The following is a 26,189-nucleotide window of genomic DNA, read 5'->3' as shown; positions in this document are numbered from 1 at the left end:
ATGCACGGACAAACAGGAGACCCCGCACGATGACAATCCAGCAAGTCCACGTTCGCAAGGATGAACTCACCCACGCCGACCTCGTCCATGTCGAGCTGCCTGAGCTTGTTGACGGCGCAGTGCGGCTGGAAATCGAGAGCTTTTCCGTCACTGCGAACAACATCACTTACGCGGTGGTCGGCGACGGTTTCGGCTATTGGAATTTCTTCCCTGCCCCTGATGGGCTCGGCATCGTGCCGATGTGGGGCCATGCCAAGGTGATCGAAAGCAAGCATGGAGAGATCGCCGAGGGAGAGCGGGTCTATGGTTATCTGCCGATGGCGACGCATCTCGATGTGCGGCCCGGCCATGTCTCGGCGTCCAGCTTCATGGACGCGACCGATTACCGCCAGCCGATGAGCCCGATCTACAACCAGTATGCGCGGCTTGCAGCCGACCCCGAGCACGATCCCGCGCGCGAGGCGGAGCGGATGATCTTCGGGCCGCTGTTCAAGACCGGCTTCCTGATCGAGTATTTCCTGCGCAATCAGGACTGGTTCGAGGCATCGCAGGTCATCCTGACGAGTGCGTCATCCAAAACCGCGATGGGGCTCGCCAGCGTGGCCAAGCAGAATTCGCCGGGCATCAAGCGCATTGGCCTGACATCGGCGGGCAATGTCGAATTTGTCGAGGGCGCGGGTCTGTATGACAAGGTCTATACCTATGACGAGGTCGGCATGATGCCGATCGCTGACAGTGTGACGGTCGATTTTGCAGGCAATGCAGGCCTTCTGGCCAAGCTTCACGAGCACTACGCCAATACTCTCAAATATTCGTGCTTGGTCGGCGCGACCCATATCGAGGAACGCGGCAGCGGCGGAATGACCGATGATCGCGGGCTTCCCGGACCCAAACCGACGCTCTTCTTTGCGCCCGATCATGCGGTGGCATTCTTCAAGGAGCACGGCCCGGAAGAAGGCGGCAAGCTGATGGCAAAGGCGTGGCACGGCTTCCTCGCCGACGCCGAGGGCACGGTCGCAATCGAGAAACATCAGGGCCTGGCAGCAGCTCGGGACGTCTATCTCGAAATGATCGGCGGGACAGTCGATCCGGCGAAGGGCATCGTGATCGAGCCTTAGTTCGCAGTCTCTGCCTGCTTGAGCGCGTAGTGGAAGAACCCGTGGTGCTGTGCGCGGTGGCGGGCCTCCATGGCGCTTTCGGTGCTTTCCTCCGTCGGGACGATGCACCATCCCCCGCCGCGCGAAAGCACGGTATCCAAACCCTCTTCGAGCACTTCGGGACCGGGCTGAGAGCGCCAGAGATCGCCAGCTTCCTCCGGAGCCGAACGCGCCCCTCCAAACCGGTCGGGACGCGCCTGTGCCGCGTTCCAGATCTGGGTGTTGAGGATGCCAGGGCACAGGGTCGTGACGCCAATATCGTCTGCGGCCAGCTCCGCTGTGAGCGCTTCGGCGATGGCGGCGGTCATTTGCTTGGTCGTCGCATAAAGCGTGAAAGGCCCGCTGACCGGTGTGACCGATGCCGAGCTTGCTGTGATGCCGATATGGCGGTTGCCCTCGCGCGCCTTCAGTGATGGCAGCCACGCCTGCGCGGTGTGGATCGGCCCCATGACATTGACGCCCATCAGCCAGTCGAGCGCGCGCTCTTTCGCCGCGCTGACCGTATCGGCAGTGCCGACGCCTGCATTGATCCACAGGAGCGAAGGCTCAACCCCTTGGGCAATGAGCTTTTCCGCCACGCCGAGCGTCTCTTCACGGTCGGACACATCGCAGCCGCGCCCGCGCGAGCCTTCGCCGCATAGCCGCGCGGTTTCCTCCGCTTCGTAGGCGTCGATGTCGAGCGCGCAGATCCGCATCCCCTTGGCTGCAAAGTGCAGGGCGAGCCAGCGCCCGATCCCGCGGCCTGCGCCGGTTATGACCGCCCAGTCGCCGACCGCAGGCTCATACGCGGTCATTCGGCGGCTTCTGCCAGCGCGGCGTGCTGCGGGCCTCGGATCAGTCCGCCGGGCGTCTCACCGGTCCACTTGCCATGTCGGAAGGTGACGGCGCCGTTCTTGATCGTACAGACATAGCCCGTCGCCTTTTGCAGAAGCCGCTTGCCGCCTGCTGGAAGGTCGAATGCAAGCCACGGCCGCCCAAGCTTGATAGCGTCCATGTCGATCACGTTGATGTCGGCGAGATAGCCCGGTGCGATGACGCCGCGATCCTCCAGCCCGTAAAGCACAGCGGTGTCGCGGCACTGGCGCTTTATCGCGTTTTCGAGACTGATCCGCTCACCGCGTTTGCGGGATTTGACCCAGTGTTCGAGCATGAAGGTGGGCGAGGCGGCATCGCAGATAGTCCCACAATGCGCGCCGCCATCCGACAGCGAATTGACCGTGTCGTCAGCGTGCTGGAGCGGATGGAGGAAGTCGAGATTGCCGTCAGCGTAATTGAGTATCGGCAGGTATATAAAGCCTTGTCCGTCCTCGCGGCACAGCATGTCGTAGGCGTATTCCTGCGGGTCCACGCCAGCCGCTGCCGCGCGGGCATTGACGCTTGCGCTCTCGTCCGGCTCATAATCGAAATCCGGGTCCATCTCGTATTGCAGTGCCCATCCCTGGGTAATGACCATCACGACGCCGATAATGTCCATCGGCGCTTCGGAATAATCGTTGGCCTCCGACAAGAGCTGTTTCTTGAACGCGGGGTCGAGCAGTTTTGCCTTCTGCTCCTTCCACGGCAGGTCCTTGATCGCCTGCCAGCTCGTGCCGGAAGGCGAATGGGTTCACCGTCCCCTGCCACGCCATGATGATCCCGTTGCCGCGCAGCGCGATCTGCGCGACTATGTTTGCGCCATTGTCGTTTTCCGCGCGCATCGTCTCGATCTGCTCGGCCAGCGGCATTTCCTTGGCGATGGATTCGAGCGCGGCGAAGGTCACGGGGATGCCCGCCTCGCGGCTGAGTTTACCCATCCATTCGAACTCGTTCCAGTCGCGCTGCAGGTCGCTTGACATTTCGAACACGGCATGACCGCCCGCATCTTTCGCACGGCCCATCGCTTTGCCAATGGCGACGAGTTCTTCCGGAGTTGCGGTGGTGCCGGGGACCAGTTCCCCATCGACCGATTTGTGCAGGACCGTGCGCGAGGTTGAAAAGCCAAGAGCGCCTGCCCGCACGCCTTCCTCGACGATTGCGCTCATCGCGGCGATATCGTCATCGGTCGGGACCGCGCCGGGCTGCTCAAGATCACCCAGGACATAGGCGCGAACCGCGCCGTGAGGGACATGCGCGCCGACATCGACCGTGCGCGGCAATTTCTCCAGCGCATCTAGGTATTCGGGAAAGGTCTCCCAATCCCATGTGATCCCTTCAGCGAGTGCCGTGCCGGGAATGTCTTCTACGCCTTCCATCAGGCTGATGAGCCATTCGTGGCGATCAGGCTTGGCAGGGGCAAAGCCGACGCCGCAATTTCCCATCACGACCGTGGTGACGCCGTGCCAGCTCGACGGGGCCATTTCCTGGTCCCAGGTAGCCTGTCCATCATAATGCGTGTGGATGTCGACGAAGCCGGGGGCGACGATCTTGCCGCTGGCGTCGATCTCTTCATCAGCATCGCCGCGCACGTCACCGACCTGCGCGATCAATCCGTCCTTGATTGCCACATCGCCTGTGAAGCGCGATGCGCCGGTTCCGTCGACGATCGTGCCGCCGCGAATGATGAGGTCAAATGCTGGCATGTTCTCTCTCCAATTACGGCAAAGAGAATGTCCTATCCCAGCACCCCTGTCCAGCGGGCGAAATTGAGAGGATCAGGCCGCGACTGCTCCGGTCCGGCGCGCTTCGTCAGCAGTCTCTGGTGCGTCGAGAAATGCGCGGATTTCGGCAATGCTCTCGTCCGCGCGCGTCAGGAGGAAGAGGTGCCCGCCGCCCTCGATCATTTCCAGCCGCGAATTCGGAATGACCGAAGCCAGAATGCGTCCATTGATCGGCAGGACAATCTGGTCGTCACCGCCCATCATGATCAGCGTTTCCTTCTTCAGGAACGGCAGCGCAGGCAGGCTGGTCCAGCCGAGCATGCACAGCAGCTGATACACATATCCGCGCGGGGAGGGCGGCTTCAGACGGCCGATATGACTGTCCTTGTGGTGCTCGGCTCCGTCGGCATCGACGCCGCCATAGAGCGTCGCAAAATGCTCGTTCATGAATTCCGGGTCGATATAGCGGCGCGGATTGGCCATCTTGGTGAAGGCCGCCGGGTTGCCGGGAACCATCAACATGCCCGCCGTGGTCGCCACGAGGATCAGCCGCCGGGTCCGGCCCGGATGCTGGATCGCGAAATGCTGCGCCATCGCGCCGCCCCAGGATACGCCCATGACGTCAACTTCGCCGATGCCGTGACGTCCGAGCAGCTCGGCTGCCGTCCAGCTCATGGTGAAGGGGTTGTAGGGGATCACCGGATCGGGCGATCTCGCCGGTTCCGGGCATATCGAACATGATGAATCCGCGGTCCGGCATTTCGTCGGCCAGCGGGGCGACAGCCTCGATATTTGCGCCGATGCCGTTGAAGAACAGGATGGGCAGATGATCGGACTGTTTATCGAGCCGCCATGTAGCAACCCGTAGCGTCCGTCCGCCGACCTGCTCCATCGAAACGACGGCGTCTTTCATTGCATCCGACACTGAATTCTTGTCCTTTCGTCCCGCTGATAAGCGGGTGGGAGGCAGCATCGTAGATCCCTCACGGTGCTGCCTCCCATAAACTGTAAACTGCGCTATTTCGCAGATGCCTCTATCAGACTTCTTCCACTACGTAGAGTCCGGGGGCGGGGTCCAGCGGCTTGTGCTTGGTGCTCCCCAGTTTCTTTGGCGCGGCCTTCTTTTCGCCGGAGCGTTCCTGGATCCATTCCATCCAGTACGGCCACCAGCTGCCTTGCACCTCTTCGGTCCCCTGCAGCCACTCATCGGCGGTGGCGGGAAGCTTGCCCTTCTTCTTCTGGACGAAATATTTTGCTTTCGGGTTGCCCGGAGGGTTGAGGATCGCCTGCATGTGGCCCGATTGGCTTAGGACATAGGTGACGTCCTTCGATCCGAACAGCTGGGTCGAGCGGTAGGTCGCCTTCCACGGGGTGATGTGGTCGGTGACACCGCCAAGGATGAACATGTCGGACGTCACCTTGGACAGGTCGACCTTGTGATCGGCCATCTCTACCTCGCCCTTTTTGGTGAAGGCGAGCGTTTCGAACAGCGTAAGGAAATCGCCCATCAGGCTCGCTGAAAGATTGGTCGCATCGGCGTTCCAATAGAGGACGTCGAATGCCGGTGGATCCATGCCCAGCAGGTAATTGTTGATCACATAGTTCCAGATGAGATCGTTGGGGCGCAGCCATGCAAACCCGCGCGCGAGATCGTCGGCCTTGATTACGCCCTTCTTGGCAGCGCGCTGACGAGCGAGTCTCATCCCATTTTCACTGACGAGCGAGCCTGCTTCGATATCGGTCGGTTTCGGGTGAAGCACGCACACCATCAGCGTCAGCGCGCCGAGAATGTCATTGCCCGTGGCCGCAAGTTTGGAGGCAAGGACAGAAGCGGTCTGTCCGCCGGAACAGCCTGCCGACACGTTGACTGTTTTCGATCCGGATATCTGGGACACAGCTTCGAGCGCTTCCTCGCATGCCTTGATGTAATCGGCCATGTCCCAGTGACCCTGCTCCTTCGAAGGATTGCGCCATGAAATCACGAAGGTCTGGATGCCGTTATCGACTTGCCACTTGATCACGGACTTCTCGGGCGAGAGGTCGTTGATATACATCTTGTTGATCTGCGGCGGGATCGTCAGTTGCGGGATTTCGTACACTTCATCCGTCGTTGGCGCATATTGCACCAGTTCGAACATCTCGGTGCGGTAGACAACGGAGCCCTTGGAGGTCGCGATATTCTCGCCCAGTTTGAAGGGGCGCTTGTCGACCTGGCTCACCATGCCCTTGTTATGGACGAGGTCGTTGTAGGCGTTCTGGAGGCCCTTGATCAGTGAGAGACCGCCGGAATTGATCAGCTGTTTCTGCGCTATCGGGTTGCCGGCCAGCGTGTTCGTCGGCGCAAGACCATCGAGGATGATATTGGCGATGAAATTGGCACGATTGCGCTCAAGGTCGTCCAGTTCGAGATCCTCGAGCCAGCCGCGCATACCTTTCTGCACGGCGAGGTAATATTGCGCACCGGCACGGAAGAACGGGTTGAACTGCCATGCCGGGTCCTGAAACCGTTTGTCCTTGGGGTCGGGCGCAAGCTCGCTTTTACCGGTCATGATCTTGACCATGTCTTCGGTTAGCGAGCGCGCGTGTTTGAAAAGCCGGTTCGGATCCGACGCCGTTTCCCGCAACAACAGTGCGACCGCACCAACAAAATCCTCTCGCGCAACACCGATCAATGGTCCCAACGCATTGGTGGATTGAGCCGCTTCGTTTTCGAGCTTTACGGTGCCTTCTGCCATCTGGTCCCCTTTCGCCGCGCGGTTGAGCTGCGCGTGCCTGACTTATGCTGTTCGACATGCCTGTTGATTATACAAGTTTCAAGCGCGCCGCGCAGTTCCCGTCGGTGGGCCATGCCAAGGTTAACCGGTCTTATCCATTCCTCAACCAATGCCCGTGTAAGGAGCCATTCGAAAAGAAAAGAATTTGGGGAACACTGAATATGGGGCGACTGCTCGCACGCCTTACAGGTGCATCGACGAAAATTGCCAGGGCAGGCGGCGAGGAAACGCCCCTGGCCCCTATTCACTCGTCCGATGTTGCCCGCCGCGCCGCCTTGCTCGACAGCTTGGAAAAGTCAGATCTCGGCTGGTTCTGGGCCAGCGATGGCGCCGGGCGCCTGATCTATCTGTCGGAGCCCGCAATAGAGCGTGTGGTGCCTCATGGTGCGGATGTCATGGGCAAGCAGCTGACCGACCTTTTCCAAGACGACGACTACGATGGCTCATCCCCGCAACGGCCGCTGAAATTCCAGCTCGCCGCGCGCAATTCGCTGCGCCCGACTGTGGTCAAGATTGAAGGTGAGGATCGCACGTTCTGGTGGGAAATCTCCGGCGCCCCGAGAATTGGCGAAAGCGAGGATTTCAGCGGCTATCACGGCATTGCGCGCGACGTAACTGCCAGCATTGCGAGCCAGCGCGATGCGGAGAAACTTTCGCGTTACGATTCCCTCACCGGGCTCGCCAACAGGCATCGGATCTCGCACAAGCTTTCGTCGACGCTCAGTTCCTTCCAGACTGCGAAGCGTAGCTGCGCAACGATGCTGCTGGACCTCGACCGGTTCAAGCAGGTCAATGATACGATGGGTCACCCGGCAGGAGATGAGCTGCTTAAGCAGGTTGCCGCACGGCTCAATCGAATTATCGGCGATCAGGGAGAGATTGGCCGGATCGGGGGCGATGAGTTCCAGGTGATCCTGCCCGATATCGAAGACCGGCAGGTCCTCAGCGATATTGCCGAGCGGGTCATCCAGATGCTTTCACAGCCCTATTCCATCAATGGTATGCGCGCAGTCATCGGCTGCTCTGTCGGCATGGCCATTGCGCCGTTCGACGGGATCGAAAGCGAAGAGCTGGTCAAGGCTGCCGACCTGGCGCTGTATGCAGCCAAAGGCGGTGGACGCGGGCAATTCCGTTTTTATTCCAGCGATTTGCGCGACCAGGCCAGCCATTGGCACATGATCGAGGAAGACTTGCGCGACGCTCTGATCAAGGAAGAGCTGGAAATGCACTACCAGCCGATCGTCACCGCAGACGAGCACAAGGTCGTATGCGTCGAGGCCCTGATGCGCTGGAACCATCCCGAACGCGGCATGGTCTCACCCGCCGATTTTATCCCGGTGGCCGAGGAAGTTGGCATCATCCGAGAGCTTGGCGAGTGGGCGATCTACGAGGTTTGCGATCAGGTCGCTCGCTGGCCAGAAGGTGTCGGTGCGGCGATCAATGTCTCCGCGGTCCAGTTTGCCTCTGACAATCTGATCGAGATTGTCCAGCGAGCGCTCAAGAAATCGGGCGTGCAGCCCGCTCGCATCGAGCTGGAGATCACCGAAAGCGTCTTTGTTGGCGATATCGATCGCGCCCTTCGGATCTTCCGGGAGCTGAAGGAGATCGGCGCGCGGCTGGCGCTCGACGATTTCGGCACCGGCTATTCCTCGCTCAGCTACTTGCGCGATGCGCCGTTCGACAAGATCAAGATCGATCAGAGCTTTGTTCGCGGTTGCACCGAAGAGGGCAACAACAATGGTGCGATCGTCTCCGCAGTTGTCAGCCTCGCTCGGGCGCTGAACATGACGACCGTCGCCGAAGGTGTCGAAACGAAAGATGAGCTAGCGGCTATAGTCGGGCAGGGCGCATCCCACCTACAGGGTGCGCTGTTCGCCCGCGCGCAGCCCGCCAGCTTCATCACGGAGCGGCTGGATTCCGGCGAGCTGATCTTCGAACCGCGAGGCCCGGAAAAGTATCGCTCCGACCGAAGAACCGAATTCCGCAAGATCGGCCTGATTCACGAGGACAGCCGCTATCAGGTTTTCCTTCGCAACCTCTCGAAGACCGGGGCGAAGATCGAAGGCCTGCTGGATGTGCCGGTGGACACCGAAGTCGTGCTCGATTTGGGCGGCGGGCAGTTGGTTGTGGCCAAGGTTCGCCGTTCGCAAGGTGTATCGCAGGGGCTGGAGTTTGAAACTGCGCTCATTAGCGACGGCGCCGATGGCCTTTGCACCCGTCACAGGGTCTCACCCTACCAGATTGAGGCCGCTGGCCGTCCGCTCCAGGCATTGAGCGATGTCGACGTCGCCGCCGTCACCGGGGGGCTTAATACCGGCAAGAAGGCCTTCATCGAAGTCGATCTGAGCTCGCCTGACCGGGACTAACGCGTAGCGCCTGTGCGCCCGCAGAAACGGCAGCTCCTAAGTCAATTTTAAGTCTTGGCATTAGGACAAAAATAACCAACCGGATTTACACATGTGATAGGTGCAGATGGGTCTGCGCCATTATGTTGGAGGAATGCCGCAGGTGCCCCTAAAGGGTTTCTTGTCTTCGAAAAGCGGTGGTTTGCTTCGGGGTCGCCGGGGCAGCGCGGCTTCTGCGCTGTCCGACGGCGAGAAGCTGGCGATGCTTGACGAACTGGAGCAGTCGGGTCTCGGCTGGTTCTGGGCCTGCGATGCTGATGGCAACCTGACCTACCTGAGCGCTGCGATAGCCGAACGGCTCGAAATGCCGCTCAACGAGCTGCTCGGCCATGCCATTCACACCGTCTTCGAACCGATAGAAGGGCAGGGGCGCACGACCTCGCTCTCACTGAGGCTCGGGTCGCACAAGGCTTTCTCCGGGATTGCAGTTCACGCCGCCAAGCAGCCCGATGGCGCAGTGCTGCGGCTTTCGGGCCAGCCGGTCGAGGATGCGAAGGGCCGATTCCAGGGCTTTCGCGGCACCGGTGCCGACATCACCGAAGAACATCACCGCGAGGCCGAGACCCAGCGGCTTGCAAAATTCGATTCCCTGACCGGCCTTTCCAACCGGCACCGCATGGCGCACCTGATCGACACGACGCTGACGGCTTTCAAGGCTGCAAAGCGCAATTGCGCGATCCTCATGCTCGATCTCGACAAGTTCAAGCAGGTCAACGACACGCTGGGGCATGCAGCAGGTGACGAATTGCTCAAGCAGGTCGCCGTTCGGCTGAAGCGCTCGATCGAGCGTGATTGCGAAATCGGGCGCCTCGGCGGAGACGAGTTTCAGGTCATGATCCCCGACGTCGATGATCGCGGCGTCCTCGGCGAAATCGCCATGCGGATCATCACGATGCTGAAGCAGCCCTATTCGCTAGATGAGGGGCGCTGCGTAATCGGTTGTTCGGTCGGTATCGCCATTGCGCCGCATGACGGCGTGACCCGCGATGAGATCGTACGTTCGTACCGACCTTGCGCTTTACGCGGCCAAGAATGGCGGACGCGGGCAATACCGGTTCTTCTCCGGCGACCTCGAAAACGAAGCCATTTTCCGCCGCCGGCTCGAAGCTGACCTGGGCAAGGCGGTCGAGCAGAAGCAGCTGTTCCTGAAATACGAACCGATCGTCGATGCCAAAAGCCGTGAAGTCCAGGCTCTCGAGGCGCATATCTGCTGGAACCATGAACAGCGCGGCGAAATCGACGAAGAGGAATTTGCCTCCATCCTTGAAGGCTCCAGCCAGGTCATCGAAGTTGGCAGCTGGGCCATTGCGGAGGCTTGCAGCCACGCCGCTTACTGGCCGGAATCCATTCGCGTTGCAGTCAACGTCCCGGTCCCTCTGTTCGGCGCGGCTGATTTTGTCGATGATCTGACCGCTGCACTGCAGGCGGCAGACATGCCCGCCGAGCCGCCTCGAGCTGGAAATCAACGAAGCCGTCTTCTTCGGCGACACTTCGGTACGTCGACCGCACGCTCGCCCAGCTGTTCAAGCTGGGAGTGCGCCTGACGCTTGATGAATTCGGTAGCGGTTATTCCTCGCTCTCCTACCTGCGGCGCGCGCCCTTCGATTCGATCAAGATCGACGAGAAGCTGATCGCCGAAGCCGATCGCCATGACAGCCGGGAACTTGGCTTGATCCGCGCAATCGTTGCCCTATCCGACGCATTGGACATGGACACGGTTGCCAACGGGATCGAATCGAACGATCTGCTCGCCGCGCTTGTTGATTGCGGAGTGCGCCGGGTGCAGGGACCGATCTTCTCTGATCCGGTCACGCGCGAAGACGCAGAAAGTGAATTGCTGGGTAGTGGCTGGAAGATCGATCCGAGCGCAGACCGGCTGAAACGCGCGCGCCGCCGGACGGTGTATCGCAAGATCCAGGTGATACACGACGACCACTCCTACGAAGTCACATTGCGAAACCTGTCAAAGAGCGGCGCCCTGATCCAGGGCCTTGCCGATGTGCCGAAGGGCGCGCAGTTCGTGGTCGATCTTGGCGGCGGGCAGCTGGCCGTCGCGACAGTGATCCGCAGCAGTGCCGACACACAGGGCCTGGAATTCGAACAATCGCTGATCGACGATGGGTCGGGCGGGCTGTGCACACGCAACCGGGTCTCGCCCTATGCTCTTGCATCAGCTGGCGCGCCGCTGGCAGCGCTTTCACCCGGCAATTACAAGGGCATGGAGGGCGGCCTTCTCGGTCACGGCGCAAGCATCCCGCAATTCGGTTACGCCCCCGGAGCCGTGCACGAGGCGGCTTGAGCGTTCGTTTCAGGGTGTTGCGTTTTTCTCGAATGACATAACGCGCATGGCCCGCTAAATGCGCGGTCAAATGACTGACCTCTCCAAAATTCGCAATTTCAGCATTATTGCGCACATCGATCACGGCAAATCCACGCTCGCCGACCGGCTGATCCAGTTCACTGGCGGCCTGACCGCGCGCGAGATGTCCGAGCAGGTGCTCGACAACATGGACATCGAACGTGAGCGCGGCATCACTATCAAGGCGCAGACCGTCCGGCTCAACTACACGGCCAAGGACGGCGAGACCTACCAGCTCAACCTCATGGACACACCCGGCCACGTCGATTTCGCCTACGAAGTCTCGCGCAGCCTCGCCGCATGTGAAGGCGCGCTGCTGGTCGTAGACGCTGCGCAGGGCGTCGAGGCGCAGACGCTCGCCAATGTCTACCAGTCGATCGAGCACGACCACGAAATCGTCCCCGTCATCAACAAGGTCGACCTTCCCGCCGCCGAACCCGAGCGCGTGCAGGACGAGATCGAGGAGGTCATCGGCCTCGACGCCTCAGAGGCCGTGATGACCTCCGCCAAGACCGGCATCGGCATCGAGGACGTGCTCGAAGCGGTCGTCAGGAAAATCCCCCCGCCGAAGGGCGAGCGCGACAAGCCGCTCAAGGCCTCTCTCGTGGACAGCTGGTACGACCCTTATCTCGGGGTCGTGATCCTCGTCCGCGTGATCGAGGGCGTGCTGGGCAAGGGCCAGAACATCAAGTTCATGCAGGGCGGCGCGCAGCACCTTGTCGACCGCGTCGGCTGCTTCACGCCCAAGCGCGTGGACCTGACCGAACTCGGCCCCGGCGAGATCGGCTTCATCACCGCGCAGATCAAGGAGGTCGAACAGGCCCGCGTCGGTGACACGATCACGACCGTAAAGAACGGCGCGACCGAAGCGCTGCCCGGCTACAAGGAAGTGCAGCCGGTGGTGTTCTGCGGACTGTTCCCGGTCGACGCGGCAGATTTCGAGAAGCTGCGCGAAAGCATCGGCAAACTGCGCCTCAACGATGCCAGCTTCAGCTTCGAGATGGAATCCTCCGCCGCGTTGGGCTTCGGCTTTCGCTGCGGGTTCCTCGGCCTGCTGCACCTCGAGATCATTCAGGAGCGCCTCAGCCGCGAATACGACCTCGACCTGATCACCACCGCGCCTTCGGTCGTCTACCGCCTGCAACTCAGCAAGTCGAAGACCGAGGATGCAAAGGAGATCATGCTCCACAACCCGTCCGACTGGCCCGACATCAACCGCATCGACATGATAGAGGAACCGTGGATCAAGGCGGTGATCTACACCCCCGACGAATATCTCGGCTCGATCCTGAAGCTGTGCCAGGACCGGCGCGGCATCCAGACCGACCTCACCTATGTCGGCGGACGCGCGCAGGTTACATACGAGCTGCCGCTGAATGAGGTCGTGTTCGATTTCTACGACCGCCTGAAAAGCATCAGCCGGGGCTATGCCAGCTTCGATTACGAACAGATCGGCCTGCGCGAAGGCGACCTTGTGAAGATGAACATCCTCGTCAACGCAGAGCCGGTCGACGCGCTGTCGCTGATCGTCCACGCAGGCGTAGCGGAAGAGCGCGGACGCGGCATGTGCGAACGGCTAAAAGACCTGATCCCGCGCCACCTGTTCAAGATCCCCGTGCAAGCCGCAATCGGCGGCAAGATCATCGCCCGCGAAACAATCGCCGCGATGCGCAAGGACGTTACCGCCAAATGCTATGGCGGCGATATTTCCCGGAAGAAGAAACTGCTGGAAAAGCAGAAGAAGGGGAAAGCGAAGATGCGCGAGTACGGGAACGTGAGTATCCCGCAGGAGGCGTTTATCGCTGCGCTGCGGATGGGGGAGGAATGAAGCCCCGCGCCTAAGCCGAGGATCGCGAAGCGACCGGAGGCTTGGAAGCTAGAGGCTGTAATTCCGGCCAGCGGGTCCGCAATGCGGAACCCGTCTCACGTCACGCGGCGCATGGAGCGATTGCGCCAGCAATCGCGGAACGGCGTGTGGCGTACCTTGCGGTGTAACGGACTATTTCGGAACTAGAACTGATTTCTTTCAGCTAAAAATAGTTATTCGACAAATTAACATATTTCTTTCTTATTTTGCCCTGATAGGAGTGGATGGCAAAAGGGAAGCTGAAATGGAATTGAACGATCTACATCATATCGCTTTGTCGTCAGGGCACTTGAAACACTACGAACATCGCGCTTCTGATTTTTCAGGCCGCTTTCTTAGGTGGTTTCTCGAACATATGCTTCGCTTAGATGAGTTTCAGGCAGATGACGCTGCAGTCGATGCGAAACACGACAAAGGCGTAGATGCCATTTTTTCTGACGACGTTGGCGAAACGATCTATATTGTCCAAGCTAAGACCAAGACCAATGCGAATGCGACTCTTGGCGATACTGACTTGAAAGAGTTCGTTGGGACTCTGGAGCAGTTCTCTTCTGGTGAGAAGATTGGACAGCTCATCGAAGAAACACAAAACGAGAGACTCAAGCAGGCACTAATTCGAAATGCAATTGCCAAGAACGTTGACGTTGGATTCGAGATTAGAGGGGTGTTCCTCACCAACGTTCCAGCTAACGACGATGCACTTTCGTTTCTGAATAAGGTTGATTCGATCGAACTATACGATGCGGAGCGGATAGCTTCCGAATATATCGATCTTGAAGTCGACGGTGGCGTCGAAGAAGAATACTGGTTCGATGTCTCGGATAGCGACGTAATCGACTATGACGCTGGAGGCGCTACCGCGCGAATATTTCTCGCTCCTGCATTGAACATTGTCAAAATGTCGGGCATTTCTGACGGTAAGCTATTTGAGCAAAATGTACGGCTTTCTTTGGGCAACACCAAAGTCAATAAGAGCCTTCGCGAAAGCGTGCGCAGCAAGGCAGAACACGCTAATTTTCCTCTTTACCACAACGGCATAAACGTTCTTTGCTCAGAAATTACAGACGAAAACGACGAAAAGATTCACATCAAGGACTATGTCGTTGTTAATGGAGCGCAGAGCCTAACGTCGCTGCTCGCTGAGAGATCTAAGCTTTCTGATGATCTGAAAATTCTAGTGAAGCTAATTGAGGTCAAAGGCGACGTCGCATTGTCTCAAAAAATAACGCGCAACAGCAACAATCAAAACGCGATCAAGGCGCGTGATCTAAAGTCGAACCATAACCTTCAGCAGCGCTTGAAAGTCGAAGTTTACGAAGTTTCAGGCGGAAAAGTCGCCTATGAGATCAAACAAGGCGAGAATAACAAAGGCAAGCAGATAATTTCCAACGAAAAGGCCGGCTTGGTCCTTTTGGCCGTCGATCTTGAGCAACCGTGGAGTTGTCACCAAAAGTATAAGATTATGGATGAGTTGCACTCAGACATTTTCGGGCGGCCAAATGTCACAGGTGCTAGGGTCTTGGCACTTTGGGAGTGCTTCAATTCGATCATTCCTGCACTTGATGAGCTAGAAAACAAACCTTTCTCGCACTACACCTTAACTCGGTACTTCATTGCATATACTGTCGCCTCGATTATTCGCTCCGATCCATTGGGTGGAAAAGTAATTGCTAATCTCGATCGAGTAGTCGAGGGTGGTAACCTCGAGGCTTTCGTAAGCACGTTTGCGGGGCTTGCAGTCGCAGCAGCAAATGATCTGAACGCTGAAATTGCTGCGGACGACGAAGAGGTTTTTGATTACAAGACTAATCTTAAGAGTGCCAAATGGTGCAGAGCCGTCGAGGCTCGAATTTTAGCTCAGTACAAAAAGGATGTTGCGAGAAAAAAGGCTGTTCCAATCTCTGAGCAATTAGATGGAATGCTCGACGACAAGTCTTGATCGCACGACACTTGGCTTCACTCGCCGATCTAATTTTTGCTCGCTCAAACCGTCTTTAAAATATTGGGCTTCGTCAAATGGACTCGGCTTTTCAAACTGATCGCCGGAGTTACAGCCTCTAGCTTCTACCCTGTCGCTCGCTTCGCAAACTCCCGCTCTGGGCGCGTAGGGGCGGCGCCCCGCCTGCGGGCACTCACTCCCAACTCTCATCCGTAAGCTTGTGGATCGTCTTCCGCACCTTCGGCTCCACGACCTTCTCCGGCGGCGGGATGGCGTTGATCGTTTCCCTTGGGCCCGAGGGCGTCTTCCGCCGGGCGTCCTCCTCGGCGGAGAGCCGTTCCATGTCGCGCGCCTTTAGCGCTTCGTAGTGCTGCCAAGCCTCGCGCGTGTCCTCGGACAGCGTTTCCCATTCGCGCTGGCGGCGGTGCTCGAGCTCGATCCGGAGGCCTTCCACTTTTCGGTCGATCCCGGCGCGGGTTTCTTCAAGGCTGGGGAGGGCGGCCTCGCGCTCGGCCTCCCATTCCTTGCGCCATTTCTTCTTGAGCCGCCGTTTTTCCATCTTGCCGATGGCGTTGAGGCCCTTCAGCGAACCGCCGCCTTTCGACACCGAATTGCCAAAGCGTTCGGGTGCGCGGTTCCTCAGCATGAACATGAGCAGGCGGTCGTTATAGCGCTTTCGCGTGCCGACAACGTTGCCATAGGCGTAAAAGGGTTCCTCCACGCCGTTCAAGGCGCGATCCATTGCGACATCCTCGAGCCGTCGCGCGCCCAGATCGAGCGCGGCTTCCCACGCCCTGGCAAAGCTTTCGCCCTCGGGCAGGCGGCGGATGCGGTAGGCGCCGGCGGTGCTCATATCGACGTGTTTGCAGGCCGCCTCGACGCTGCCGGTGTCGGCGAGCGCTTCGATGAAGTCGTGCTGGCGCTGCGGGGTCCAGCCGTCGGATCGGTTGGTCTGACTGGGGACGGGGGTGAAATCGGGGAGATCGCCGTATTTGACGGGCAGGCGCTGGGTGCGGGGGTCTGTTCTACGGGTCATGGTATCCTTTCCGCACGGCATCGGGCGGGTGTTTTGGCCTTTGGCGGTCCGCGCCTCCCTCGGCCATGACGGACCTGCGGACGGGGGCCTTGCGATTGCCGCGCAACGGATCGTTGGGAAGCACAAAATCGCGAAGTAGGAAAACGCGTTCAACTTCACTTGGCGTTCAGGGCCGTGCTGGCTATACCGCGCCTCATGACACGCACCATCCGCACATCGATGCTTCGCGCTGCCCTGCTGGGCGCTACCATTGCCGCCACCACCGCCTGCGCGGGCGGCTCTGCCGATGAGGACGTGGCGTACGTCGCGCGGGACGTCGAATCGCTTTACGGAGAGGCGCAGCGGCGGCTCGACCGGGGCAACACGCTGCTGGCGGCGGCGCTGTTCGACGAGGTGGAGCGGCAGCACCCGTACTCGCCCTGGGCGCGGCGGGCGCAGCTGATGAGCGCGTTCAGCTATTACATCGCGCGCGATTACAACAAGGCGATCCAGAACGCGCAGCGGTTCCTCTCGATCCACCCGGGTAACAAGGATGCGCCCTATGCGTATTACCTGATCGCGCTGAGCTATTACGAGCAGATCAGCGATGTGAACCGCGACCAGAAGATCACCGAGCAGGCGAAGACGGCCTTGCGCGAGGTGAACCGGCGCTTCCCGCAAACCGAATATGCCGCCGATGCGCGGCTGAAACTGGACCTGGTCGACGATCACCTTGCGGGCAAGGAGATGGAGATCGGGCGGTTCTACCAGCGTTCGGGCCAGTGGCTCGCATCGGCGATCCGGTTCCGCAACGTGGTCGAGAACTTCGACACCACCAGCCACACGCCCGAGGCGCTGTACCGCCTCACCGAAAGCAGCCTTGCGGTTGGTCTGCGACAGGAAGCGGTGAAGTACGCCGCGGTGCTGGGCGCGAACTATCCGGGCAGCGAGTGGTACGAGAAAGCCTTCGAGCTGGTCGGAGACCATGCGAGCGACGTCCAGCCCAGCTGACCTGTGGGGATTACCCCGCGCCTCGGGTGACGAGCCTGCGGACTTGGGTTAAAGCTGCGGCGTAATGCTAACCCGGCTCTCGATCCGAAACATCGTTCTCATCGAAGCGCTCGATCTCGATTTCGGGCGCGGTCTCGGCGTGCTGACGGGTGAGACGGGGGCGGGCAAGTCGATCCTGCTGGACGCTCTGGGCCTCGTGCTGGGCGACCGCGCGGAAACGGCGCTGGTGCGCGCGGGCGAAGAGAAGGCCAGCGTCACCGCGAGCTTTGAATTCGCCAACCTACCCGACGCCATGGCCGAGGCGCTGGACGATGCCGATATCGAGCTCGAACCCGGAGAGCCGCTGCTGATCCGCCGGCAAGTCAAGGCCGATGGCGGGTCGAAAGCCTTTATCAACGATCAGCCCACCAGCGTGGCCCTGCTCCGCATCCTCGCGCCCGCGCTGGTGGAGTTGCATGGCCAGCACGATGATCGCGGTCTTGTGAACCCGCGCGGACACCGGGCGCTGCTGGACCGGTATGCCGGAACGGACCTCCCGGGACTGGCGCGGCATTGGGCGCGCTGGGCGAAGACCGAGGCACAGCTGGCCGAAGCGCGCTCCGATGTCGAACAGGCCAAGGCCGACCAGGACTTGCTGATCGCGCATCTCGCGGAGCTGACCGCGCTCGAACCGCAGGCGGGTGAGGAAGTGCGCCTCGCTTCGGCGCGCACCGATATGCAGAAGGCCGAAAAGCTTTCGGGCGAGCTCGAAGAACTCCGCCACATCTGGGACGGATCGGATTCCCCGCTCGCCTCGCTCCGGGTGGCGGCGCGCAGGCTCGACCGGATCGCAGAGCAACACCCGATGCTGGTCGATGCTTTGGCAGCGCTCGACCGCGCGGTGATCGAGGCAGGCGAAGCGGAGGACAAGCTGGAGGCCGCAGCGCAGGCGCTCGTGCACGATCCCGAGGCGCTTGATCAGGCGGAAACGCGGCTGTTCGAACTGCGCGCGCTTGCCCGCAAGCACCGCTGCGAGGTCGATCACTTGCCGGATCTGATGCGCGAGATGCGCTCGAAACTGGACGCAATCGAAGGCGGGGAGGCGCAGCTCGATGCGCTTGAAGCCGCGGCGAAAGAGGCGCGCGAAGCCTACATGAAGGCGGTGAGAAAGCGCACGACGCGCGGATCAAGGCGGCCAAAAAGCTCGACAAGGCGGTCGCCGCAGAACTGGCTCCGTTGAAGCTTGATGCTGCCCGGTTTCTCACCTCCATCGGCACCCTGCCAGAGGACAAGTGGGGCGCACACGGCATGGATGCATGCGAGTTCCTGATCGCGACCAATCCGGGTGCAGACTTCGCGCCCCTCGCCAAGATCGCATCGGGCGGCGAGCTGTCGCGCTTCATCCTCGCGCTCAAGGTTGCGCTTGCGGAAAAAGGCGGCGCGGCGACCATCATCTTTGACGAGATCGATCGCGGTGTCGGCGGTGCGGTAGCCTCGGCCATCGGCGAGCGCCTCGCACGGCTCGCAGCGGATGAAGGGCAGTTGCTGGCAGTCACGCACAGCCCGCAAGTCGCGGCGCGCGGGGTCACGCACTACCTGATCGCGAAAGCGTCGAGCGGGACGGTGACCAAAACCAGCGTGGTCTTGCTTGACGATTCCGGACGGCAGGAAGAGATTGCGCGGATGCTTTCGGGTGCGGAAGTTACGCCGGAAGCGCGCGCACAGGCGGATCGGTTGCTGGAGCGGGTGTAGTGGATAGACGCGAATTCGTGGGATTTGCTGCGGTCTCATTACTGGCGGGTTGCGCAACATCGGGGCTCGGAAGGATTGAGAAGATGGAAGAAGCATACGGACTGATCGCGCAGATGAAGACTGCGGTACGGCAAGCGCGAAGAAGTGATCGCGGCGTTGCTGGAAGGGACGAAGGATATGCCCGGGAACATCGCCTATATGATCGGTGAGGATCTGGCGGACGAGAACTCGATTTGGATCACCGAGGTCTGGCAGACCAAGACCGACCATGCCAACAGCCTGCAACTCCCATCAGTCCAAGCCGCAATCGGCAAAGCGCGCGCACACATCGCCGGGTTTGGCACAAGGGTGGAAACGAAGCCTGTTGTGCGGGGGTGACGATCGCTATCGGGCAGGTGTTGCAAGCAAGGCTTCAGTCGAAATGAAAATGCAGATCGGCAACGCGCTGCTGGCTAAATCCGGACGGCACGAAGAGCTCGCGCGGAACCCTTCGAGTGCGGACGTCACGCCGGAGGCAAGGGCGCAGGCGGACCGGCTGCTGGAGGGAGTGTGAGCGACGCCTCGCTGCAACGCCCCGTCTGGTCCATGCTGAATGGACCGCAATCGCATTTGGCCCAGGCCACCGGAAGTGCCGTGCGGATCGATCCGCGCTATGGACCTTTTGCGGCTGCGCAAGACCAGAGCGAGACTGCACAATCGGATCTGGCGAGAATTGTCCGGCAAGCCGATGCAATATGGCTTGTCGAACCCGGCGAATGGCCGGCACCTTCAGGCACGAAAATCGCAAGGACGGCCCGCTTGGTACAAATGGTTGCCGCAGGTGATGGCTTGGAAAGGCGAGCAGATGACACCATCGTTCCGCTCTCAGACGAAGACGTGCCGGAAATGACCGAACTTGCGCTCGCTACGAAACCGGGTCCCTGGGCCGAGCGGACGCATCGATATGGTCAGTTTTTCGGTATCCGCGACTGCGAAAGCCTTGCGGCCATGGCGGGTGAACGGATGCGACCCGCTGACGGTTTCGCCGAAGTGAGCGGTGTTTGCACTTGGCCCGAATACCGGGGGCGGGGCATGGCGAGGCGTTTGATTGCGCACGTGATGGCCGCCCAGCGCGCCAGAGGCGATACGCCGTTCCTCCACTCCTACGCCGACAATGGAGCCGCGATAGGCCTCTACGAAAGCCTTGGTTTCGCGGTGTCCAGAAATCTTGTGGTCACAGTGCTGACTGCGGCTTAAGGGCAAAAGATGAGCGATACTCTTAACCTCACCGAAGCCGAAGCCGCGAACGAATTGATGCGCCTTGCCAAGGCGATCGCCAAGCATGACCGGCTCTATCATGCCGAAGATTCGCCAGAGATTTCCGATCCGGAATATGACGCGCTGGTCCGCCGCAATGCCGAGCTTGAGGAGGCGTTCCCGCATCTGATCCGCGAGGATTCGGTGTCCATGAAGGTCGGGCACGCGGTTGCCGCTTCGCCGCTGTCGAAGGTCGCGCACGAGGTTCGTATGATGAGCCTCGACAACGCCTTCAACCGCGAGGAGGTGGAGGAGTGGACGCAGCGCATCCGCCGCTTCCTCAGCCTGGAGGAAAGCGATCCGGTCGCAATCACCGCCGAGGACAAGATCGACGGGCTGTCCTGCTCGCTGCGTTACGAGAGTGGCAAGCTTGTCCGCGCCGCGACGCGCGGAGATGGGCAGGTGGGCGAGGATGTGACGCCCAATGCCGCGCATATTGCCGACATTCCGCAGCAGCTGCCTGCCGGTGTGCCCGAGGTCTTCGAGGTGCGCGGCGAAGTCTATATGTCGAAGGCTGATTTTGCCGCGCTCAACGCCGCGCAGGAAGAGGCGGGCGGCAAGCTGTTCGCCAATCCGCGCAATGCCGCTGCCGGATCGCTGCGCCAGAAAGATGCGAGCGTTACGGCGCAGCGCCCGCTCAAGTTCTGGGCCTATGGCTGGGGCGCGGCTTCGAATGTCCCATGCAAGGCGCAGCATGAGATGATGCGCATGATCGAAGCTTGGGGCTTCCCGCTATCACCTTTCCTCACCGTCACCGACAGCGTCGATGCGATGATCGCGCATTACGAAGAAATAGGGCGGCAGCGACCCGACCTCGGCTACGAGATCGACGGCGTGGTCTACAAGGTCGACCGGCTCGATTACCAGCAGCGGCTCGGCTTTGTCGCGAAGGCCCCGCGCTGGGCGCTCGCGCACAAATTCCCGGCAGAACGCGCCGAGACGACGCTTGAAGCTATCGACATACAGGTTGGGCGAACCGGCAAGCTGACGCCGGTCGGCAGGCTTGCTCCGGTACTGGTGGGCGGGGTGACCGTCACCAACGTGACCCTGCACAATCGCGACGAGATCGAGCGGCTTGGCGTGCGGCCCGGCGACCGCATCGTCGTCCAGCGCGCGGGCGACGTCATTCCACAGGTTGTGGATAACCTTACGCGGGAAGTGGAGCGCGAACCCTTCGTCTTTCCCAGTGCTTGCCCCGAATGCGGCAGCGAGGCGGTTTCGGAAGAAGGCGAGGTCGATGTGCGCTGCACGGGCGGTCTCTTCTGTCCCGCACAACGCACTCAAAGGCTTGAACATTTCGTCAGTCGCAAGGCGCTCGACATTGACGGCTTCGGGTCCAAGACCATCGCCCAGTTCTTTGCGCTGGGATGGCTTGAAAGCCCGGCAGATATCTTCCGCCTGAAAGAGCGCCGCGAGGACATTCTCGCGCTCGAAGGCTGGCAGGAGCGGTCTGTGGATAACCTGTTGGCCGCTGTGGATAGTAACCATGAACCAGACGCCGCGCGGCTGCTGTTCGGCCTCGGCATCCGTCATGTTGGCGAAGTGACGGCGCGCGACCTGATGAAGCATCTCCACGAGCTGCCGAAACTGCGCGAAGTGGCTGAAAAGGCGCGGGAAGGCGATGAAGATGCGGCGAGCGAGCTCACCAGCATAGACGGTATCGGGCCGAGCGTGGTCGAGGCGCTTGGCGACTTTTTTCATGAACCCAAGAATGTCGAGGTTTGGGAGGACCTTTTGAGCCTCGTAAACCCGCCGCGCTACGAAGTCGAAACGCTCGATAGCCCGGTTGCAGGAAAGACGGTGGTGTTCACCGGCAAGCTCGAAACCATGAGCCGTGACGAGGCCAAGGCGCAGGCCGAAAGGCTGGGCGCGAAGGCGGCAGGGTCCGTGAGCGCCAGGACGGACCTGCTGGTTGCGGGACCGGGAGCGGGATCGAAGCTGAAGAAGGCGCAGGAGCTCGGCATCGAGACAATCGACGAGGCAGGCTGGGCGAAAATAGTGGCGGAAGCGGGCTGATGGACTTGCTGCGCGAACTCAACCCCCAAGCGGTCCGCATCGCGGATGCCTTGCGCGCGCGCGGCGAGAAAATCGCGGTGGCCGATGGGGCGACCGGCGGGCTGATCGCGGCGTGCCTGCTTACAGTTCCAGGCGCGCTCAAATTCTATGTCGGCGGCGGGATCGTCTATTCCTTAAAGGCGCGTGATGTCCTGTTCGATCTTCCGCGCGATGCCTATGAAGGCATGCGCTCGGTCACCGACGAATATGCCATGCTCCAGGCCCGCGCTATCCGGGACCGGATGGGCGCGGATTGGGGCATAGCGGAGAGCGGATCGAGCCGGATCGAGCAAGCATCCGATGGGTGTCGCATCGGGCCGCAGTGTCGCGGCGATCGCAGGACCGGGGCCGGAAATATGGGCTCTCATCGAAACCGAAAGCGACGACCGCATCGCCAATATGGATGCCTTCACGCGCAATGCTCTGGACGCACTGGAAGACGCGTTGGACGCCGCGGGCTCAGCGTGATTGCGATGGCTGTGCTGGCCGCGAAACCGAGGAAACCTTTATGCGGTCGGCGGTTACTTTAGCATGGCAACATTTTTCCGCTTCCTATTGATCTTTATACCGGTTTTGGCTGTCGCTATCGCCTTTACCACGGCCGCGCCGAGCTCCGTGCCGCAGACCGTCTCGGTTCCGATCGGGGAGGCCGCCCCAGTACGCGTGATGAGCGCGCAAGAACAGGCTTTCGAGCAGGAACTGGCGCTGATCGGCGGCTCGCTCTCCGGTCAGGTTGGCATTGCCGTGACAGATGTAGAGACCGGGTACGCTTACGATTTCAACGGCGAGGTTGCCCTCCCGCAGCAAAGCGTGAGCAAGCTTTGGGTGGCGATGGCGGCGCTTTCGCAGGTGGATTCAGGCGAACTGGAATTGACGGAGCCGGTCACGATCAGGCGCGCGGACCTGACGCTGTTTTACCAACCTCTCAGGGCGCTCGTCCGCACACGCGGCAGCTTTTCAAGCGATTACGGCGACCTGATCGAGCGCGCTCTTGCGAGCAGTGACAACACGGCCAACGACCGCGTGCTGCGCCGCATTGGCGGGGCGGACATTGTACAGCAATGGCTGGACGATGCTGGGCTCGGCTCGGTCCGGTTTGGCGCGGACGAACGCACAAAGCAGAGCGCGATTGCAGGTCTGCGCTGGAACCAGCTCTATTCCTACCGCGACGAATTCTACAAAGCGCGCGACCGCGTGCCCGATAACCTTCGGCGCGATGCGTTCGAGGCTTACCTTGCCGATCCGATCGACGGCGCAAGTGCACTTGGTATCGCCGCCGCAATGGCCAAGCTTGCGCGCGGAGAGCTGCTGTCTGAGCCATCGACCAGCTTCCTGCGCGATGTGTTGTCAAGGACACGAAGCGGCCCGCGGCGGCTCAAAGGCGGCTTGCCCGCGGGCTGGAGGATCGAGCACAAGACCGGAACCGGCCAGTTCTTCGATGGTGAGCAATCGGGATACAACGATGTCGGCCTGCTTATTGCGCCGGATGGGTCCGAATATGCGGTTGCTGTCATGATTGGCCGAACGCGCGAGCCGACGTCTGAGCGGATGGAAATGATGCAGGAAGTGACCCGCGCGGTCGCAGCGTTCCATGAAAGAACCACGACCGCGCAGGCCAATCCTGCAAGCTAGTCGTTCGGCATGATGTAGATTTCGCGCACTGCGGCGGTCTTGGGCTGGCTGAGTGCGTAGATGACCGCGCCTGCGACGTCTTCGGGCTGGATCTTGGTCGGCTTTGGCTCATCGAAGAACGCCGTGTCGACCATTCCGGGAGCGATCACGGTCGCGCGGCCGCCCCATTCGCGCATTTCCTCTGCCAGGTTCTCGCCAAAGCCGTGCACGAACCACTTCGTCGCCGAATAGACCGATCCCTTGAAGGTATCGCGGCCCGCTTTCGAGCCGGTGACGACGAAATGCCCCTTGGTCTCCTTTAGGTGCGGGATAGCGGCGTGCGCGGCATACAGGACGGCGAGAATGTTGACGTGGATCATGTCATGCCATTCCTCCGGATCGCCGTTTTCAATGCCCGCCTGCTCCGCGCCCATGCCGGCATTGGCATAGACCGCATCGACGCCGCCGAAATAATCGGCGGTTTGCTCCAGCGCACCCGCTATTTCCTCGCGTTTGGTCACATCGCAGGTGATCGCGAGCGCGGCATCGCCGATCTCCTTTGACAGCACTTCCAGCTTGCCGCCCGACCGCGCGCATAATGCGACGTTCCAGCCGGCATCGGCGGCGGCTCTGGCGGTTGCAGCGCCTATTCCGGACGATGCGCCGGTGATGAGCAGGGTCTTGGTCATTGTGCTGGTCCTTCGATAATGGAGTTTCATCCGATCAAAGGGCGGGCGCGCCGCGCGTTCCAAAAGAAATTTCACCGCCCGTGTCGAATCCGCCTTGCCTCATCCGTCACCATGTCGGAGCCTCGCCATGTCGGCGTGGCAGATGACGGAGAGTGACGATGCAATATATGCTGCTGATCAACGAGGATGAGAGCATTTACGAGGGTGAAGCGGGCGCAGCGCGAATGGAGGCGACGCTTGCCGGTCACATGAAGCTGATCGAGGATCTGATGGCGAGCGGGGGCGAATGGTCGGGCAATCGGCTGAAAGGTTCGGACACAGCGACCACGCTGAAATACACCGACGGCAAGAGCGTTTTGCATGATGGGCCATTTGCCGAAACGCATGAGGAACTGGGCGGGTATTACATCGTCGAGGCGGATGATCTCGACGGCGCTCTTGAATGGGCGCGCAAGATTCCGGTCCCGGGCAATGGCGGGGTCGAAGTGCGCCCGATCTGGCCCGACGAGGAGTGATCGAGGCCTGCGGCCTTGCGCGCGACTGCATGGATGCGCGGCCACGGGTGATTGCCGCCCTGGCCGCGCACTTGCGGGACCTTGATCTGGCCGAGGAGAAATTTGCCGAGGCGGTGAGCGCGTGTCTGGAACTCGCCGAGCCGCCCCGGAATATCACCGCGTGGCTCATAATCGCAGGCAAGCGCAAGGCGATCGATGCGATCAGGCGGCGGGATGCGGAAGCGCGCGCGGCACAAAGTCTGGCGATAATCGAGGAAGGGAACCGCGAAATGGCCGAGATAATCGCCATGCCAGACGCCATCCCGGATGAACGGCTGCGCCTGATTTTCATCTGCTGCCACCCCGCGCTCGAAATCGGCACACGCGCGGCGCTGTCGCTGAAGGTGATTTGCGGCCTGCCGGTGCGCACTATTGCGAAGGTGTTCGTGACCAGCGAGCAGACAATGTTTCAGCGGATCACACGGGCCAAGGCGAAGGTTAGAGAGGCGGGAATTCCGCTCGAACTGCCAATGCGCAAATTCTGGCCGGAGCGGCTCGAAGCGGTGCTGCTCACCATCGAACTGGCCTATACCGCCGCCTATCAGGATGCGGCTGGAGAGACCGATCCCGAGCTTTCGGCAGAAATTGCGCGTCTTGCGTCGATGATCGCAGAACTGCTGCCCGAAGAACCTGAAGCGCTCGGCCTTGCGGCTCTTGTTGCCCTGGCGCGGTCGCGGGAGGGCGCGCGGGTGGGAGAGCAGGGCGAGATGATCCCGCTATCGCAGCAGGACACGGCGCTGTGGGACATGGCAGCAATTGAGGCCGCTTGCCGCTGGCTCGATGCAGCTGCCTTGATCCGGCGGACCGGTCCGTACCAGATCATGGCCGCGATCCAGCTGACCCATGCGAGGAGGGCTCATGGCGGTGAGACCGACTGGGTATCCATCGTCAAACTATACGATGCGCTGTTGGCAATGAGGCCCTCGCCGGTGGTGCAGATCAACCGCGCGATTGCCCTTGCAGAAGTAGAGGGTTCGCATGCGGGTCTCGATGCGCTGGAGCAGGTTCCGACACAAAAGCTTCAGAACGCCCGGCCATATTATGCAGCGCGGGCGAGCCTGCTGGCCCGGTCGGGACAGATCGATGCAGCGCGCGAGGCTTTCGACCGTGCGCTTGCACTTGGCCCGCCAGCGTGCTGAGCGATTGCTGC

The 26,189-nt window shown here is 60.8% G+C and carries 22 protein-coding genes and 2 pseudogenes; 17 read left to right on the top strand and 7 right to left on the bottom strand.

The features are described from left to right. Positions 1-29 precede the first annotated feature (29 nt). Entirely contained in the window at positions 30-1,118 is a 1,089-nt protein-coding gene (locus tag AC0L39_RS10150) for a DUF2855 family protein (protein WP_473257604.1), read from the top strand. Here AC0L39_RS10150 and AC0L39_RS10145 read toward each other — a convergent pair. The 5 genes and pseudogenes from AC0L39_RS10145 to AC0L39_RS10125 form a co-directional block, all read right to left on the bottom strand. After that, complete coding sequence (locus tag AC0L39_RS10145) at positions 1,115-1,951, bottom strand: SDR family NAD(P)-dependent oxidoreductase (protein ID WP_473257602.1); 837 nt, start codon at positions 1,949-1,951, stop codon at positions 1,115-1,117. The two genes, AC0L39_RS10150 and AC0L39_RS10145, sit on opposite strands and share 4 nt — an antisense overlap. After that, positions 1,948-3,715 (bottom strand): annotated as a pseudogene (locus AC0L39_RS10140) (N-acyl-D-amino-acid deacylase family protein). The gene AC0L39_RS10145 and the pseudogene AC0L39_RS10140 overlap by 4 nt, the downstream one beginning before the upstream one ends. A gap of 72 nt (positions 3,716-3,787) precedes the next feature. Further along, on the bottom strand, positions 3,788-4,408 hold the full coding sequence (locus AC0L39_RS10135; RefSeq protein ID WP_473257600.1) for an alpha/beta fold hydrolase: 621 nt from the start codon (positions 4,406-4,408) through the stop codon (positions 3,788-3,790). Next, positions 4,356-4,646: a hypothetical protein gene (locus AC0L39_RS10130; protein ID WP_473257598.1), complete on the bottom strand. Its 291-nt coding sequence runs from the start codon at positions 4,644-4,646 to the stop codon at positions 4,356-4,358. The genes AC0L39_RS10135 and AC0L39_RS10130 overlap by 53 nt, the downstream gene beginning before the upstream one ends. A 124-nt stretch (positions 4,647-4,770) precedes the next feature. Beyond that, a complete protein-coding gene (locus tag AC0L39_RS10125; protein ID WP_473257596.1) occupies positions 4,771-6,468 on the bottom strand; it encodes an alpha/beta fold hydrolase in 1,698 nt (565 codons plus the stop codon). A 200-nt stretch (positions 6,469-6,668) separates the two neighbouring features. Here AC0L39_RS10125 and AC0L39_RS10120 point away from each other — a divergent pair, with 200 nt between their 5' ends. From AC0L39_RS10120 to AC0L39_RS10095, 6 genes are all read left to right on the top strand, one after another. Next, positions 6,669-8,873, top strand: a complete 2,205-nt coding sequence (locus AC0L39_RS10120; protein ID WP_473257594.1) for a putative bifunctional diguanylate cyclase/phosphodiesterase — start codon at positions 6,669-6,671, stop codon at positions 8,871-8,873. 241 nt (positions 8,874-9,114) lie between these two features. Further along, on the top strand, positions 9,115-10,023 hold the full coding sequence (locus tag AC0L39_RS10115) for a diguanylate cyclase domain-containing protein (RefSeq protein WP_473257592.1): 909 nt from the start codon (positions 9,115-9,117) through the stop codon (positions 10,021-10,023). Then, on the top strand, positions 9,998-10,456 hold the full coding sequence (locus AC0L39_RS10110) for an EAL domain-containing protein (protein WP_473262347.1): 459 nt from the start codon (positions 9,998-10,000) through the stop codon (positions 10,454-10,456). Before AC0L39_RS10115 ends, AC0L39_RS10110 begins: the two co-directional genes overlap by 26 nt. After that, the gene (locus AC0L39_RS10105; protein WP_473257591.1) at positions 10,447-11,211 is read left to right on the top strand and encodes an EAL domain-containing protein; all 765 of its coding nucleotides are present in this window, start codon (positions 10,447-10,449) and stop codon (positions 11,209-11,211) included. Before AC0L39_RS10110 ends, AC0L39_RS10105 begins: the two co-directional genes overlap by 10 nt. 70 nt (positions 11,212-11,281) lie before the next feature. Next, positions 11,282-13,099, top strand: a complete 1,818-nt coding sequence (lepA, locus tag AC0L39_RS10100) for a translation elongation factor 4 (protein ID WP_473257590.1) — start codon at positions 11,282-11,284, stop codon at positions 13,097-13,099. A gap of 283 nt (positions 13,100-13,382) precedes the next feature. Next, positions 13,383-15,077: an AIPR family protein gene (locus AC0L39_RS10095; RefSeq protein ID WP_473257588.1), complete on the top strand. Its 1,695-nt coding sequence runs from the start codon at positions 13,383-13,385 to the stop codon at positions 15,075-15,077. 193 nt (positions 15,078-15,270) lie between these two features. On the opposite strand, the gene AC0L39_RS10090 is transcribed toward AC0L39_RS10095, so the two are convergent. Next, positions 15,271-16,113 (bottom strand): hypothetical protein, encoded by an 843-nt coding sequence (locus AC0L39_RS10090; protein ID WP_473257587.1) that lies wholly within the window; start codon positions 16,111-16,113, stop codon positions 15,271-15,273. Positions 16,114-16,308: 195 nt separating this feature from the next. Here AC0L39_RS10090 and AC0L39_RS10085 point away from each other — a divergent pair, with 195 nt between their 5' ends. From AC0L39_RS10085 to AC0L39_RS10050, 8 genes and pseudogenes are all read left to right on the top strand, one after another. Beyond that, positions 16,309-17,103 (top strand): outer membrane protein assembly factor BamD, encoded by a 795-nt coding sequence (locus tag AC0L39_RS10085; protein WP_473257586.1) that lies wholly within the window; start codon positions 16,309-16,311, stop codon positions 17,101-17,103. A gap of 64 nt (positions 17,104-17,167) precedes the next feature. Continuing rightward, positions 17,168-18,834 (top strand): annotated as a pseudogene (recN, locus tag AC0L39_RS10080) (DNA repair protein RecN). Positions 18,835-18,978: 144 nt separating this feature from the next. Beyond that, a complete protein-coding gene (locus AC0L39_RS10075) occupies positions 18,979-19,212 on the top strand; it encodes a putative quinol monooxygenase (RefSeq protein WP_473257584.1) in 234 nt (77 codons plus the stop codon). A gap of 43 nt (positions 19,213-19,255) precedes the next feature. Then, positions 19,256-19,387, top strand: a complete 132-nt coding sequence (locus AC0L39_RS10070) for a hypothetical protein (RefSeq protein ID WP_473257582.1) — start codon at positions 19,256-19,258, stop codon at positions 19,385-19,387. Positions 19,388-19,662: 275 nt separating this feature from the next. Beyond that, a complete protein-coding gene (locus AC0L39_RS10065) occupies positions 19,663-20,070 on the top strand; it encodes a GNAT family N-acetyltransferase (protein ID WP_473257580.1) in 408 nt (135 codons plus the stop codon). A 9-nt stretch (positions 20,071-20,079) separates the two neighbouring features. Further along, the gene (gene ligA, locus AC0L39_RS10060) at positions 20,080-22,146 is read left to right on the top strand and encodes an NAD-dependent DNA ligase LigA (RefSeq protein WP_473257579.1); all 2,067 of its coding nucleotides are present in this window, start codon (positions 20,080-20,082) and stop codon (positions 22,144-22,146) included. Next, positions 22,146-22,715 (top strand): CinA family protein, encoded by a 570-nt coding sequence (locus AC0L39_RS10055; RefSeq protein WP_473257577.1) that lies wholly within the window; start codon positions 22,146-22,148, stop codon positions 22,713-22,715. Before ligA ends, AC0L39_RS10055 begins: the two co-directional genes overlap by 1 nt. Positions 22,716-22,851: 136 nt before the next feature. After that, positions 22,852-23,817, top strand: a complete 966-nt coding sequence (locus AC0L39_RS10050; RefSeq protein WP_473262345.1) for a serine hydrolase — start codon at positions 22,852-22,854, stop codon at positions 23,815-23,817. Here the strand turns inward: AC0L39_RS10050 and AC0L39_RS10045 are convergent. Beyond that, positions 23,814-24,485 carry an SDR family oxidoreductase gene (locus AC0L39_RS10045; protein ID WP_473257575.1) on the bottom strand — a complete coding sequence of 224 codons (672 nt, stop codon included), beginning with the start codon at positions 24,483-24,485 and terminating at the stop codon, positions 23,814-23,816. The genes AC0L39_RS10050 and AC0L39_RS10045 overlap by 4 nt on opposite strands. Before the next feature lie 158 nt (positions 24,486-24,643). Here AC0L39_RS10045 and AC0L39_RS10040 point away from each other — a divergent pair, with 158 nt between their 5' ends. Continuing rightward, on the top strand, positions 24,644-25,000 hold the full coding sequence (locus tag AC0L39_RS10040; protein WP_473257573.1) for a YciI family protein: 357 nt from the start codon (positions 24,644-24,646) through the stop codon (positions 24,998-25,000). Beyond that, on the top strand, positions 24,997-26,178 hold the full coding sequence (locus AC0L39_RS10035) for an RNA polymerase sigma factor (RefSeq protein ID WP_473257571.1): 1,182 nt from the start codon (positions 24,997-24,999) through the stop codon (positions 26,176-26,178). Before AC0L39_RS10040 ends, AC0L39_RS10035 begins: the two co-directional genes overlap by 4 nt. The last annotated feature ends 11 nt before the right edge of the window (positions 26,179-26,189 follow it).

The organism is Erythrobacter sp. K21-9 (assembly GCF_055808355.1).
Note: the sequence above shows the minus strand (reverse complement) of the source record. Positions and strands in the feature narration are given on the sequence as shown.